Below are 13685 nucleotides of genomic sequence, written 5' to 3'. Positions count from 1 at the left end.
CCGCTGACGGTGGTGCAGCAGATCGACCCCATCTACGTGAACTTCGCGCAGCCGGCCGCCGAGGTGATGCAGCTGCAGAAGCAGATCCGCGCGGGCGCGCTGGAGGGCGTGGCGCCGGAACAGGTGCGGGTGCGGCTGCTGCTGCCCGACGGCACCGAGTACGGCCGCGGCGGCGCGCTGTCCTTCGCCGACCTGGCGGTGGACCCGGGCACGGACAACGTCACGATGCGGGCCGTGTTCGAAAACCCGAACCGCGAACTGCTGCCCGGCATGTACGTGCGGGTGCGGCTGGAACAGGCGATCAACCGCGACACCTACCTGGTGCCGCGCAACGCCCTGCTGCGCAACGCCGACGGCGCGCACGTGCTGGCCGCCGGGCCGGACGGGGAACTGCAGAAAATCGCCGTCACCGCGCAGCGGCTGCAAGGCCCGAACTGGGTCGTCACGCAGGGACTGGCGGGCGGCGAGCGCATCGTCGTCGAGAACGCCGCGCAACTGGCGGCGGGACAGAAAATCAAGCCGGTGGAACGGGCAGCCGCGCCCGCATCCGGCCACCAAGGATAAACCGCAATGGCGCGTTTTTTCATCGATCGCCCCGTCTTCGCCTGGGTGATCTCGCTGCTCATCGTGCTGGTCGGCATCCTGTCGATCCGCGCGCTGCCGGTGGCGCAATATCCCGACATCGCACCGCCGGTGGTCAACGTCGGCGCAAGCTATCCCGGCGCCTCGGCCAAGGTGGTCGAAGAGGCCGTCACCGCCATCATCGAACGCGAGATGAACGGCGCCCCGGGGCTGATGTACACCTCGTCCAGCAGCGACTCGACGGGCTGGGCCAGCATCAACCTGACCTTCAAGCAGGGCACCAATCCGGACCTGGCGGCCGTGGAAGTGCAGAACCGCCTGAAGGCGGTGGAGCCGCGCCTGCCCGAATCCGTGCGCCGCGACGGCGTGCGCGTGGAGAAGGCGGCCGACAACATCCAGCTGGTGGTGTCGCTGAAGTCGGACGGCAGCCTGGACGACATGCAGCTTGGCGAGCTGGCCGCTTCCAACGTGCTGCAGGCGCTGCGCCGCGTGGAAGGCGTGGGCAAGGTGCAGGCCTTCGGCGCGGAGGCCGCCATGCGCATCTGGCCGGACCCGGCCAAGCTGACGGCCATGTCCCTGACGCCGGGCGACATCGTCTCGGCCCTGCGCAGCCACAACGCGCGCGTCACCATCGGCGAGCTGGGCAACCAGGCCGTGCCCAAGGACGCGCCGCTGAACGCCAGCATCGTCGCCGGCGAATCCCTGCGCACGCCCGAGCAGTTCGGCAACATTCCGCTGCGCGCGCAGCCGGACGGCGCCACCCTGCGCCTGAAGGACGTGGCCCGGGTGGAGCTGGGCGGCACCGACTATATGTACCTGTCGCGCGTGAACGGCATGACGGGCACCGGCCTGGGCATCAAGCTGGCCCCGGGCTCGAACGCCGTGGACACCACCCGGCGCATCCGCGCGACCATGGAGGAGCTGGCCCAGTACTTCCCGCCGGGCGTGACCTGGGACATTCCCTACGAGACTTCCACCTTCGTCGAGATCTCCATCAGCAAGGTGCTGATGACCCTGCTGGAAGCCGTGGCGCTGGTGTTCTGCGTGATGTACCTGTTCATGCAGAACCTGCGCGCCACGCTGATCCCGACGCTGGTCGTGCCGGTGGCGCTGCTGGGCACCCTGGGCGTGATGCTGGGGCTGGGCTATTCCATCAACGTGCTGACAATGTTCGGCATGGTGCTGGCCATCGGCATCCTGGTGGACGACGCCATCGTGGTGGTGGAAAACGTCGAGCGCATCATGGCCGAAGAGGGACTGCCGCCGCGCGCGGCCACGGTGAAGGCCATGGGCCAGATCAGCGGCGCCATCGTGGGCATCACGGTGGTACTGGTGTCGGTGTTCGTGCCCATGGCGTTCTTCGACGGCGCGGTGGGCAATATCTACCGCCAGTTCGCCGTGACGCTGGCCGTTTCGATCGCCTTCTCGGCGTTCCTGGCCCTGTCGCTGACGCCGGCGCTGTGCGCCAGCCTGCTCAAGCCCATCGCCGCCGGCCATCACGACAAGCGCGGCTTCTTCGGCTGGTTCAACCGGGCCTTCGCGCGCCTGACCGCGCGCTACACGGCGCGGGTGTCCGGCGTGCTGGCGCGCCCCGTGCGCTTCGGCCTGGCCTACCTGGCGGTGATCGCCGCGGCGGCGCTGCTGTTCGCGCGACTGCCCTCCTCCTTCCTGCCGGACGAGGACCAGGGCAGCTTCATGGCCATGGTCATCCTGCCCCAGGGGTCGCCGCAGGCCGAAACCATGGCGATGGTGAAAGAGGTCGAGCGCTACATGATGGAGAACGAACCCGTCGAGTACGTGTATTCGGTCAACGGTTTCAGCAACTACGGCAGCGGGCCCAACTCGGCCATGTTCTTCGTCACGCTGAAGGACTGGAAGGAGCGCGGCGCCGCCGACCTGCACGTGAACGCCGTGGTGGACCGCATCAACGACGCCTTCGCCGACCGCAAGAACGTCATGGTGCATGCGCTGAACGCCCCGCCGCTGCCGGACCTGGGCTCCACGTCGGGATTCGACTTCCGCCTGCAGGACCGCGGCGGCCTGGGCTACGAGGCGCTGACCCGGGCCCGCCGGCAGTTGCTGGCGGCCGCGTCCGAGCATCCCGCGCTCGCGGAGGTCGTCTTCGCCGGCCAGGAAGAGGCGCCGCAGCTGGAGCTGCGCATCGACCGCGACAAGGCCCAGGCCATGGGCGTGCCGATGGACGAGATCAACACCGCGCTGGCGGTGATGTACGGGTCGGACTACATCGGCGACTTCATGCTCAACGGCCAGGTGCGGCGCGTGACCGTGCAGGCCGACGGCAGGAGCCGCGTCGACATGGACGACGTGTCGCGCCTGCACGTGCGCAACGTGCAGGGCCAGATGGTGCCCCTGTCGGCCTTCGCCACGCTGAAATGGTCGATGGGACCGCCGCAGCTAGAGCGCTACAACGGCTTTCCTTCCTTCACCATCAACGGCGCTGCCGCGCCCGGGCACAGCAGCGGCGAGGCCATGCGCGCCATGGAGGCGCTGGCGGCCGAGCTGCCGCGCGGCATCGGCTTCGACTGGTCGGGACAGTCGTATGAAGAAAGGCTGTCCGGCAACCAGGCGCCCATGCTGTTCGCGCTGTCGGTGCTGGTCGTGTTCCTGGCGCTGGCCGCGCTGTACGAAAGCTGGTCCATCCCGCTGGCGGTGATCCTGGTGGTGCCGCTGGGCGTGATCGGCGCGCTGCTGGGCGTGACGCTGCGCGGCATGCCCAACGACATCTACTTCAAGGTCGGCCTCATCGCCACGATCGGGCTGTCGGCCAAGAACGCGATCCTGATCGTGGAGGTGGCCAAGGACCTGGTGCGCGACGGCCAGGGCATCGTGTCCGCCACCCTGGAGGCGGCGCGGCTGCGCCTGCGGCCCATCGTGATGACCTCGCTGGCCTTCGGCGTGGGCGTGCTGCCGCTGGCGCTGGCCACCGGCGCGGCGTCGGGCGCCCAGGCCGCCATCGGCACGGGCGTGCTGGGCGGCATCGTCACCGCCACGGTGCTGGCCATCTTCCTGGTGCCGCTTTTCTTTCTCATCGTGGGCCGCGCGCTCGGCATGCGCGTGCGCCCCGCGCGTCCGCAAGGCCGCGAACCGCTGGAGACCTCGCCATGAAGGCTATGGCAACACCCCTGCTTGCGCTGGCCCTGGCCGGCTGCTCGCTGGCCCCTGTGTATGAACGTCCGGCCGCGCCGGTCCCCGACGCCTACGGCGCGCCCGCCGCCGACGGACAGGCCGCCATGCCGCAGGACTGGCGCGCCTATTTCAACGACCCGGCGCTGCAGGCCTGGATCGACGCCGCTTTGCGCAACAACCGCAACCTGCGGGTGGCGGCGCTGCGCATCCAGGAAGCCCGCGCGCTGTACGGCGTGCAGCAGGCCGACCGCCTGCCCGCCATCGACGGCGCGGCCGAGTTCAGCCGCGGACGCGCCGTCGAACCGGGCCAGCCGCGCATGCCGGTGGCGGACCGCTATCGCGCCGCCGTCGGCATCTCCGCGTTCGAGCTGGATTTCTTCGGCCGCGTGAAAAGCCTGAGCGACGCCGCGCTGTCGCGCTACCTGGCCAGCGAGGAAGCGCACCGCGCCGCCACGCTGTCGCTGGTGTCGGAGACGGCCACGGCTTACTTCAACCAGCGTTCGCTGGCCGAGCAGCTGCGCCTGACCGACAGCACGCTGGCGCTGCGCGAGGCGACGCTCCGGCTCACCCAGCGCCGCTACGACGCCGGGCTGGAAACCGCGGTGGGCCTGCGCACCGCCCAGATGCTGGTGGAATCCTCGCGCGCCACGCATGCCGAGCTGAGCCGGGAATACCGCCAGGCCGTGCACACCCTGGGCCTGCTGGCGGGCGACTTCACCCTGCCGCCGGACACCGACGCCGTCACGCTGGAAAGCCAGAGTCTGACGCCGCTGGCCGCCGGCCTGCCCTCGGCCCTGTTGGCCCGGCGCCCGGACCTGCGCCAGGCCGAGGACATGCTGCGGGCCGCCAATGCGGACATCGGCGCGGCGCGCGCGGCGTTCTTTCCGTCCGTGCAGCTGACGACCGACATCGGCACCACGGCCGGCAGCTTCTCGGACCTGTTCGGCGCGGGCACGGGCGCCTGGACCTTCGCGCCCAGGCTGACGCTGCCCATTTTCAACGCCGGACGCAACAGCGCCAACCTGTCGCTGGCCGAGGCGCGCAAGGACATCGCGGTGGCGCAGTACGAAGGCAGCATCCAGCAGGCCTTTCGCGAAGTGGCCGACGCGCTTTCCGCGCGCGACACGCTGCGCGCCCAGATCGACGCGCAGCGCAAGGTCCGCGACGCCGACCGCGACCGCCAGCGCCTGACCGAAAGGCGCTACGAGCGCGGCGTGGCCAGTTATCTGGAAATGCTGGAGGCGCAGCGCAGCCTGTTCGAGTCCGAGCAGGAATTCATCCGGCTGCAGCAGCGCCGGCTGGTCAATGCGGTAGCGCTCTACAAGGCGCTGGGCGGCTGGGAGCCGCCCGGCTCATAAGGGCTTATCCGGCCTTGTCGATGCGGTAGGCGCAGCGGCGCGCGCCCGTGAGGATGTGCTCCTCGCGCCTGACCCGGAACTCGTCTCCGAGCACCTTGTGGAAGAGTTCCAGTTCGCTGCGGCAAAAGCCCATGCAGGTTTTCGCCGCGGAACAGATCGGGCAATGGTTCTCGATGAAGAGGAAGTCCGGACCGTCCTTGCGCAGCTCGGCCATATAGCCTTCGGCGCAGCGGACTTCCACCAGCCGCTCCAGGCGCTCCTTCAAGCTGCGCGCGCCCTGCATGGCCTGGCGATAGCCGTTGAGCATGGCCGCTTCGCGCGCCGCGATCAGCTTTTCGACGCCCTCTTCGCCGAACACCTGGCGGATGGCGCCGATCATCTGCACCGTCATTTCGGCGTGCGTGTCCGGAAAGCGGCCGTGCCCGGCATCGGTCAGGAACCAGATCTGCGTCGGCCGTCCGCGGCCGGCGCTATGGCTTTCGCAATCCACCAGTCCTTCCGCGTGCAGGCGCGCCATCTGCTGGCGCACCGCCTCGGCCGTCACGTCCAGGGCCTTGGCGATGACGGTCACGGATTGCGGGCCGCGCGTCTTCAAGGTCATGAGCACGCGGTCCGCGGGTTGGTGCTCCCAGACGACGGGGCGGGACGGGCTGTCAGACATGAATGTGGATTCTCCGGATGTTTGCCTGGGATGTTCGGCTATGGTGCCACGAACCGCGGCCGCCGGTCAGCCGGCGTCCGGCGCCTCCCATCCGCCGCCTAGCGCCTTGTACAGCGCGATCAGCCGGGTATAGGACTCGGTTTCGGCCACGGCCACGGCGTCCTGGGCGCGCAAAAGCGTACGCTGCGCGTCCAGCACCGTCAAATACGGCGCACTGCCTTCGCGGTAGCGCAGTTGCGCCAGCTCCGCCGCCCGGCCGCTGTGCGCGGCCGCCTGCACCAGGCTGCCCAGGCGCTGCTGGGTCTGGCCGTATTCGGTCAGCGCCGATTCCAGTTCCTCGACCGCGCGCAGCACGGTCTGCTCGTAGCCGGCGGTGGCGCCGTCGGCCCGCGCCACCGCGCCGCGCTTGCGCGCCAGCGCCGTGGGCAGGTGGAACGCGGGCCAGTCGGCGCCGGCGGCCACGCTGAACGCGCGGCTGGACGACGAGCCGAAGTCCGCCCCGCGCAGGGCGACGAAGCCGAGGAAGCCGCCCAGGTCGATGCGCGGATACAGCTCCGCGGTGGCCACGCCCACGTCCGCGTTGGCGGCCGCCATGCCGCGCTCGGCCGCCAGCACGTCGGGACGGCGCGACAGCAAGGCGCTCACGTCGCCGATCGGCAGGCGCACGTTGAGCGGAGCCAGGGGCTTGCCCGCCTCCAGCTCGCCCAGCTCCACTGGGCGCAGCGCCGCCAGCACCGCGATCCGGTACAACGCCAGCCGGCGCGCCGCGATCTGCACCGGCACGCTGGCCTGCACGGTTTCCAGTTCGGCCCGCGCGCTGGCCAGGTCGCCCTCGTCGCCGCGCCCGGCCGTCACCATCGCCTGGATCACGCGCAGGCTGTCGCGCTGGCTCGCCAGATTGGCGCGCGCCACCGCCAGCCGCTGTTCCGCGCCGCGCAGCTCGAAGTAATTGCGCGCCACCTCGGCGGCCACGACGATGCGGGTCTGGGCCAGGTCGGCGGCCTGCTGCTCGCTGCGCGCCGCCGCGCCCTCGGCCGCCCGGCGCAGGCGTCCGAAAAGGTCCAGCTCCCAGGTGGCGTCGAAGCCGGCCCGGTAGCTTTCGGCCAGATTGCGCCGTCCGGCAGGCCCGGGGTTGGCCTGCGACAGACTGCGTTCGTAGCCCCCGCCCAGAGTCACGGCGGGCAGCCGGTCCAGTTCGCGCTCGTCCAGCACCGCGCGCGATTCGGCCAGCCGCGCCTGCGCCTGGCGGATGTCCAGGTTGCGCTCCAGCGCCAGCGCGATCAGCCGGTCCAGCTGCGGGTCCTGCAACTGCTTCCACCAGTCGCGCTGCACCCGGTCGGTGGAGAACAGGGCCTGCTCGGGGCTGGCCAGGGTGACGGGATCGGGCCTGGGCGCCCGGTAGTCGGGCCCCACGGCGCAGCCCGCGGCGGCCAGCGCCGCCAGCAGCGCCACGGCGCCGCGGCGCAGCCGTGTGCGGAAGGGAAAATCCGGGGTCGAGTGTTTCATGATGATTCCTTCGTTCAGGCCGCCGCGTCCTCGGCCTGCGCCAGCGCCAGTTCCCGGGCGCGCGGCGTATCGCTCGCCGCCCGGTGGTCGCGGGCGAACACGGTGTAGACGGTGGGCAGCACGAACAGCGTGAAGAGCGTGCCCACCAGCAGGCCCACCACGATGACCAGGCCCAGGCTGTAGCGGCTGTGCGCGCCCGCGCCGGTGGCGAACAGCAGCGGGATCAGCCCCATCACCATGGCGGCGGTCGTCATCAGGATCGGGCGCAGGCGGATGCGCGCGGCCTGCTCCATGGCGGCGCGCCGGCCCAGCCCGTGGCTGACCTGTATCTCGTTGGCGAACTCCACCATCAGGATGCCGTGCTTGCTGATCAGGCCGATCAGCGTCACCAGCCCGATCTGGGTATAGATGTTCACCGTGGCCATGCCCAGCGCCAGCGGAATCAGCGCGCCGCAGATGGACATGGGCACGCTCACCAGGATGATGAATGGGTCGCGCAGGCTTTCGTATTGCGCCGCCAGCACCAGGTAGATCACGATGATGGCGAAGATGAAGGTGATCATCAGCGCCGCGCCTTCCTGGCTGAACTGGCGCGCGTCGGACTGCCAGTCGTAGCTGAAGCCGGCCGGCAGCGCCTGCGCCTGGCGGGTCAGGAACTGCACCGCGTCGCCCATGGTCACGCCCGGCATGGGGATGGCCTGGAAGGTGGCGGCGTTGAGCTGGTTGAACTGGGTCAGCTTGTTGGGCTCGACGCCCATGGACACGCTCACGAGGTTCGACAGGGGCACCTGCGCGCCGCTGGCGCTCTTGACGTAGTAGCGGGCCAGCGATTCGGGCGAAATACGCTGGGCTCGCAGGCTCTGCGGAATCACGTCATACGATCGCCCGTCCATGCCGAAGCGGTTGACGTAGTTCTCGCCCACCAGCACGGCCAGGGTATCGCCGATGGCTTTCATGGTGACGCCCAGGCTGTTGGCCTTGGCCCGGTCCACCTTCAGGCGCACGACGGGGTTGTTGTAGTCCAGGTCGCTGTCTACCACCATGAAAAGGCCGCTTTCCCGCGCCGCCTGCTTGAGCGCTTCCATGGCCTCGTAGACCACCGGGTAGTCGGCGGCGCTCATCAGCACCATCTGCACCGGCAGCCCGCCGGTCGAGCCCGGCAGCGATGGCAGCTGGAAAGCGAAGATATTGCTGCCTTCGACCTGGTTGGCCATGGATTGCATGTCGGCCTGGATCTCGTCGGCCGAGCGCCTGCGCTGCTCCCACGGCACGAAATCCACGCCGCCGATGCTGTTGGACACACCGTCGGAACCGTTGATGAGCCAGCGCCCGTTCTGTTCGGGCAGGGTCTTCATCACGTCGTCCCACTTCTTGCCGAACTTCTCCACGTAGTCGATGTTGGCGTGCTGCGGCGACTTGATCGCGGTGAGCACGGTGGACTGGTCTTCCACCGGCGCCAGCTCGCGCTGGGCCGCGTTGTACAGGAACGGCAGGCTGATCAGCACCGCCACCGCGACCAGCCCGGTGACCCAGCGGTGATGCAGCGACACGTCCAGCAGCCGGCCGTAGGCCGCGCCCAGCCAGCCGAAGAAATGCTCGGCGCGGCGCGCCATCCAGTTTTCCGAGACGCGGCTGTCCAGCAGGAAGGAGCTCATCACCGGCGACAGCGTCAGCGCGATGACGCCGGAGACCACCACCGCCCCGGCCAGCGTGAAGGCGAACTCCTTGAAGAGCGAGCCGGTCAGCCCGCCCATCAGGCCGATGGGCGCGTACACCGCAGCCAGCGTGATCGTCATGGCGATCACCGGCCCGGCCACCTCGCGCGCGCCGATCAGTGCGGCGCGCACCGGCGACTTGCCCTCCTCGATGTGGCGGTGCACGTTTTCCACCACCACGATGGCGTCGTCCACCACCAGGCCGATGGCCAGCACCATCGCCAGCAGGGTCAGCAGGTTCACGCTGAAGCCGAACAGGGCCATGATGGCCGCTCCGCCCAGCATGGAAAGCGGGATCGTCACCACCGGGATCAGCACCGCCCGCAAGGAGCCCAGGCACAGGAAGATCACGGCCACCACGATGACCACGGCCTCCAGCAGCGTGCGCACCACGCCGTCGATCGAGGCGCTGATGAAGCGCGCCAGCTCGAACGGCACCTGCACGCTGGTTCCCGGCGGCAGGTTCTGCTTGATGCCGGGCAGCAGTTCGTTCAGGCGCTCGACGATGACCAGCGGATTGCCCACCGGCGTGGCGTTCAGCCCGAAGTACACGGCCGGCTCGCCGTCCATCAGGCCGCTGGAATCCGAGGACGCCGCCCCCAGCTCGACCGTGGCCACGTCGCCCAGCCGCACGATGGCGTCGCCGTCGTGCTTGACGACCATGTCGCGGAACTCGGCCACGTTGACCAGGTCGGTGTTGACCTGGATGTTGGACACCACGTACAGGCCCTTGGCCTGGCCCGGCGCGGCCTGCACGTTGTTCTGGCGCAGCGCGTCGGCCAGCTCGCCGGCGGAGATGCCGCGCGCGGCCATGCGGAACGGGTCCAGCCACACGCGCATGGCCAGCTTCTGGCCGCCGTACAGTTCCACGCTGGCCACGCCGTCGATCGAGGAAAGCTGCGGCTGCACCACGCGCGACAGATAGTCGGTCAGCGCGGCCAGCGACAGGGTCGAACTGGAGAAGCCCACATAGGCCACGGCGGTCGCCTCGCCCGAGGACTTCACCAGCACCGGGTCGTAGGCGTCCTGCGGCAGCCGGTACTTGACCTCGTTGACCTTGGCCATCACTTCGGTCATGGCCTTGTTCGAATCGGCGTTGAGCTTCATGCGCACCGTGATGACGCTGCGCCCCTGGGTCGAGGACGAGGACAGGTAGTCGATGCCCTCGACGGTGGCCACCGACTGCGCGATGGGCTGGGTCACGAAGCCCTGCATCAGGTCGGGCGAGGCGCCCGGATACTGCGTCGTGATGGTGATGGTGGTGCTTTCGGTCAGCGGATACTGCCGCACCGGCAGCCCGCTCAGGGCCTTGATGCCCAGCAGCAGGATCAGGGTGCTGACCACCAGGGCCAGCACCGGCCGGCGCACGAAGAGATCGGTGATTTTCATGTCGGTCTCCGCGCCGTCACCGAGCCTGCGCCACGGCCCGCGGCGCGCCGTCCAGCGCCACCGTGTCGTCGGGGCTGACGGCCACCGCGGCGCCGTTGTGCAGCCGCAATTGGCCCGAGGTCACCACCCGGTCGCCGGGCCGCAGGCCCTCGGTCACGACCACCCGGCCGCGCACGCGCTCGGCGGTCCTGACATAGGCCTGCCTGACGGTCGGCGGGGCCGACTCCTGCCCGGCCTCGGGCGGGGTCAGCACATAGACCGAATCGCCGTAGGCGCTGTAGCTGATGGCGGTTTCCGGCACGGTAATCACGCCGGGACGGGCGGGCAGGCCGACTTCGCCATGCGCGAACATCCCGGCCGCCAGCGCGCCGTCGGGGTTGGGCAGCGTCGCCTGGATGCGCACGGTGCGCGAACCCGGGTCCACCTGCGGCTCGACAGTGGTGACCTTGCCGGTGAACTCGCGCCCGGCATGGGCGTCGACCGTCAGCGTCACCGGCTGGCCCACCTGCAACGCCCCCAGCGCCTGTTCGGGCAGCGTGATGTTGGCGTACATGACGGACGCGTCGGTCAGCGACACCAGCGGATCGCCGGCCCGCAGGAACTGCCCCAGGTGCACCCGGCGCACGCCGAGCACGCCGTCGAACGGCGCCTTGATGTGCTTTTGCTCGATCAGCGCCTGCACCCGCCTGATATCGGCGGCCGTCTGGTCGTAGTCGGCCTGGGCCTGGTCCAGCTGCTCGCGCGTGGCCGCCTGCTGCGGCAGCAGGCGGCGGGTGCGTTCCAGCTGCGCCCGCGCATTGCGGGCCTGGGCCTGCAGCCGCGCCAGTTCGCCCTGCTCGGGCGCGTCGTTGAGCTGCGCCAGCAGCTGGCCGGCCCGCACCCGCTCGCCCGGCGAGAACAGGATGCGGGCCAGGCGGCCGTCGACCTCGGCGGCCACCTGCACCTGGCGCGTGGCCTCCAGCGACCCGATGCCGCCCAGCGTCACCGGGAAATCCGCCTGCTGCGCCGCCGCCACCGCCACCTTGACCGGCGCCATGCTCCAGCCGCCGCTCTGCTTCGCGCCGCCATACTTCCAGTACAGCCCCGCGCCGGCCAGCGCCACCGCCAGCACCACGGCGCCCGCCTTCCACGTTCCAGAATTCGATCTCATGCCCGTCTCGTTATTTATCAAAGACACGGCTTTGAATAATCCTTGAAATCGTAGATTTCGTCAAAGAAGAAAACGCAAAACCCTACATAGCGTCGGCCTATTGCCGATGAACGGGGATGGCCCGGCGAAAAAAAACCGCCGGAAAAATCCGGCGGCGATGGATGGTGCGGCGGCGCGCGCTAGCGGACCATGTGCAGATAATGGCGGTGCCGTTCGTACTGGTCGAGGATGTCGCCGATCACGGCATCCCGGCTCCAGCCCATGATGTCGTAGTCCTGCCCGCCTTCGCGCAGGTGGACTTCGGCGCGGAAGTACTTGCGTTCGTCTTCGTCGGCCGCCTCTTCCGGCGTCAGGCTGGGCCGCACGAAGGCCTCGGGGCGCACCGCGTACCAGAAGTCCAGGTAATCGCCATGCGAGACCTCCAGCGTGACGGCGCCTTCGTTCTCGTCGTCGCGCACGGCCACGGCGTAGCCCTGGCGGCGCAGTTCGTCGGCCACGTCTTCCAGCGCCGGGCGCACCACGTCGGCGATAAAGCGCAGCACGTGGGCGCGGCGCGGCATCATGACCATGTTGCGCAGGCGCCGCTCCCAGGACTGGCCGCCGCGGGCCGGACGCGACAGGGTCAGCGACTGGTAGCGGATGCCGCGCTTGGTGGCGTCCAGCTTGAGCGCCTTGAACAGCCCCCACAGGGACAGCAGCAGGATGATGGAGAACGGCAGCGCGCTGGCGATGGTGGCCGTCTGCAGCGCGGTCAGCCCGTCGGCCAGCAGCAGCGCGATGGCCACCGCGCCCATCAGCAGCGACCAGAAAATCCGCTGCCACACGGGCGTGCGGTCCGAACCGCCGGAAGCCAGCAGGTCCACCACCAGCGCGCCGGAGTCGGCCGACGTCACGAAGAACACGGCCACCATCGCGATGGCGATGACCGACAGCACGCTGCTCCAGGGCAGCTGGTCGAGGAACGCGAACAGCGCCAGCGACGAATCGGCCTGCACGACCTCGGCGAAGCCCTGCACCTTGTCGACCAGGATCATGTGGATGGCGGTATCGCCGAACACCGTCATCCAGAACAGGGTGAAGCCGGCCGGCACCAGCAGCACGCCGGTCACGAATTCGCGGATGGTGCGTCCGCGCGAGATGCGCGCGATGAACAGGCCCACGAAGGGCGACCAGGCGATCCACCAGCCCCAGTAGAACAGGGTCCAGCCGCCGATCCAGTCGGTGGGTTCGTAGGCGTACAGGTTGAAGGTCTTGTTGACGATGTCGGACAGGTAGGCGCCGGTGTTCTGCACGAAGGTCTGCAGCAGGAACACGGTGGGACCGGCGACCAGCACGAACAGCAGCAACACCGCCGCCAGCGCCAGGTTGGTTTCGGACAGGATGCGGATGCCCTTGTCCAGGCCGCTGGCCACCGACAGGGTCGCCAGGCCACAGGTGATGATGATGAGGACGATCTGGGTGGGCACGCCCACCGAGATGCCGAACAGCTGGTTCAGGCCGCTGTTGATCTGCGCCACGCCCAGGCCCAGCGAGGTCGCCACGCCCAGCACCGTGCCGATGATGGCGAAGATGTCGACGGCATGGCCGATCGGCCCGTGGATGCGGTTGCCGATCAGCGGATAGAGCGCCGAGCGCAGGGTCAGCGGCAGCCCGTGGCGATAGCTGAAGAACGCCAGGATCAGCGCCACCACCGCGTACACGGCCCAGGCGTGCAGGCCCCAGTGGAAGAAGGTGATGTTCATGGCTTCGCGCGCGGCCGCGACCGTGCCGCCCTCGCCCACCGGCGGCGACATGAAGTGCATGACCGGCTCGGCCACGCCGAAGAACATCAGGCCGATGCCCATGCCCGCCGAGAACAGCATGGCGAACCAGGTGAAGTTGCGGTAGTCGGGCTCGCTGTGGTCGGGGCCCAGCTTGATGTCGCCGTAGCGGCTGACCGCCAGGAACACCACGGCCAGCAGAATGATGGCCACCACCAGTATGTAGAACCAGCTTGCGTTGCCCAGTATCCAGCTTTGCACGGACCCGAACAGGCTTTGCGCGGCCTTGGGCGCGAGTATCGCGAAGCCCACAAGCAGCAGCGTGAACAGGGCCGCGGGAAAGAACACGGGTCGGTTTATGGTGGATGGCCGGGTTTCTGAAGTCATGCAGCAGATCCTTGCGGCGAGGGTGGGAAA

Annotated in this window: 8 protein-coding genes; 3 read left to right on the top strand and 5 right to left on the bottom strand. The window is 69.2% G+C overall.

The features are described from left to right. The 3 genes from A6B37_RS18175 to oprZ form a co-directional block, all read left to right on the top strand. Positions 1-564 (top strand): efflux RND transporter periplasmic adaptor subunit (locus A6B37_RS18175; protein ID WP_146748017.1); only part of this gene is annotated, 564 nt, incomplete at its 5' end. A gap of 6 nt (positions 565-570) precedes the next feature. Continuing rightward, entirely contained in the window at positions 571-3708 is a 3138-nt protein-coding gene (locus tag A6B37_RS18170) for a multidrug efflux RND transporter permease subunit (protein WP_102774340.1), read from the top strand. Further along, positions 3705-5087 (top strand): multidrug efflux RND transporter outer membrane subunit OprZ, encoded by a 1383-nt coding sequence (gene oprZ / locus A6B37_RS18165; protein WP_111826544.1) that lies wholly within the window; start codon positions 3705-3707, stop codon positions 5085-5087. Before A6B37_RS18170 ends, oprZ begins: the two co-directional genes overlap by 4 nt. 4 nt (positions 5088-5091) lie before the next feature. Here oprZ and A6B37_RS18160 read toward each other — a convergent pair whose 3' ends face one another. The 5 genes from A6B37_RS18160 to betT all read right to left on the bottom strand — a co-directional run bounded on the left by A6B37_RS18160 (position 5092) and on the right by betT (position 13655). Next, the gene (locus A6B37_RS18160) at positions 5092-5748 is read right to left on the bottom strand and encodes a metalloregulator ArsR/SmtB family transcription factor (protein WP_102774338.1); all 657 of its coding nucleotides are present in this window, start codon (positions 5746-5748) and stop codon (positions 5092-5094) included. A 66-nt stretch (positions 5749-5814) separates the two neighbouring features. Continuing rightward, positions 5815-7254 carry a TolC family protein gene (locus A6B37_RS18155; protein WP_111826543.1) on the bottom strand — a complete coding sequence of 480 codons (1440 nt, stop codon included), beginning with the start codon at positions 7252-7254 and terminating at the stop codon, positions 5815-5817. A gap of 14 nt (positions 7255-7268) precedes the next feature. Next, on the bottom strand, positions 7269-10358 hold the full coding sequence (locus tag A6B37_RS18150; protein WP_111826542.1) for a MexW/MexI family multidrug efflux RND transporter permease subunit: 3090 nt from the start codon (positions 10356-10358) through the stop codon (positions 7269-7271). A gap of 16 nt (positions 10359-10374) precedes the next feature. Continuing rightward, complete coding sequence (locus A6B37_RS18145; RefSeq protein WP_111826541.1) at positions 10375-11508, bottom strand: efflux RND transporter periplasmic adaptor subunit; 1134 nt, start codon at positions 11506-11508, stop codon at positions 10375-10377. A gap of 179 nt (positions 11509-11687) precedes the next feature. Next, positions 11688-13655 (bottom strand): choline BCCT transporter BetT, encoded by a 1968-nt coding sequence (gene betT, locus A6B37_RS18140; protein ID WP_102774335.1) that lies wholly within the window; start codon positions 13653-13655, stop codon positions 11688-11690. Between the last annotated feature and the right edge of the window lie 30 nt (positions 13656-13685).

The sequence above is a fragment of the Achromobacter sp. HZ01 genome, assembly GCF_003267925.1.
Classification (GTDB): Bacteria; Pseudomonadota; Gammaproteobacteria; order Burkholderiales; family Burkholderiaceae_B; genus Achromobacter; species Achromobacter pulmonis_A.
Note: the sequence above shows the minus strand (reverse complement) of the source record. Positions and strands in the feature narration are given on the sequence as shown.

Excerpts from the sequence above, each read along its gene's own strand:
- A6B37_RS18150 (WP_111826542.1), bottom strand. The coding sequence starts at position 10,358 with ATGAAAATCACCGATCTCTTCGTGCGCCGGCCGGTGCTGGCCCTGGTG.
- A6B37_RS18145 (WP_111826541.1), bottom strand. The coding sequence starts at position 11,508 with ATGAGATCGAATTCTGGAACGTGGAAGGCGGGCGCCGTGGTGCTGGCG.
- A6B37_RS18170 (WP_102774340.1), top strand. The coding sequence starts at position 571 with ATGGCGCGTTTTTTCATCGATCGCCCCGTCTTCGCCTGGGTGATCTCG.
- betT (WP_102774335.1), bottom strand. The coding sequence starts at position 13,655 with ATGACTTCAGAAACCCGGCCATCCACCATAAACCGACCCGTGTTCTTT.
- A6B37_RS18155 (WP_111826543.1), bottom strand. The coding sequence starts at position 7,254 with ATGAAACACTCGACCCCGGATTTTCCCTTCCGCACACGGCTGCGCCGC.
- A6B37_RS18160 (WP_102774338.1), bottom strand. The coding sequence starts at position 5,748 with ATGTCTGACAGCCCGTCCCGCCCCGTCGTCTGGGAGCACCAACCCGCG.
- oprZ (WP_111826544.1), top strand. The coding sequence starts at position 3,705 with ATGAAGGCTATGGCAACACCCCTGCTTGCGCTGGCCCTGGCCGGCTGC.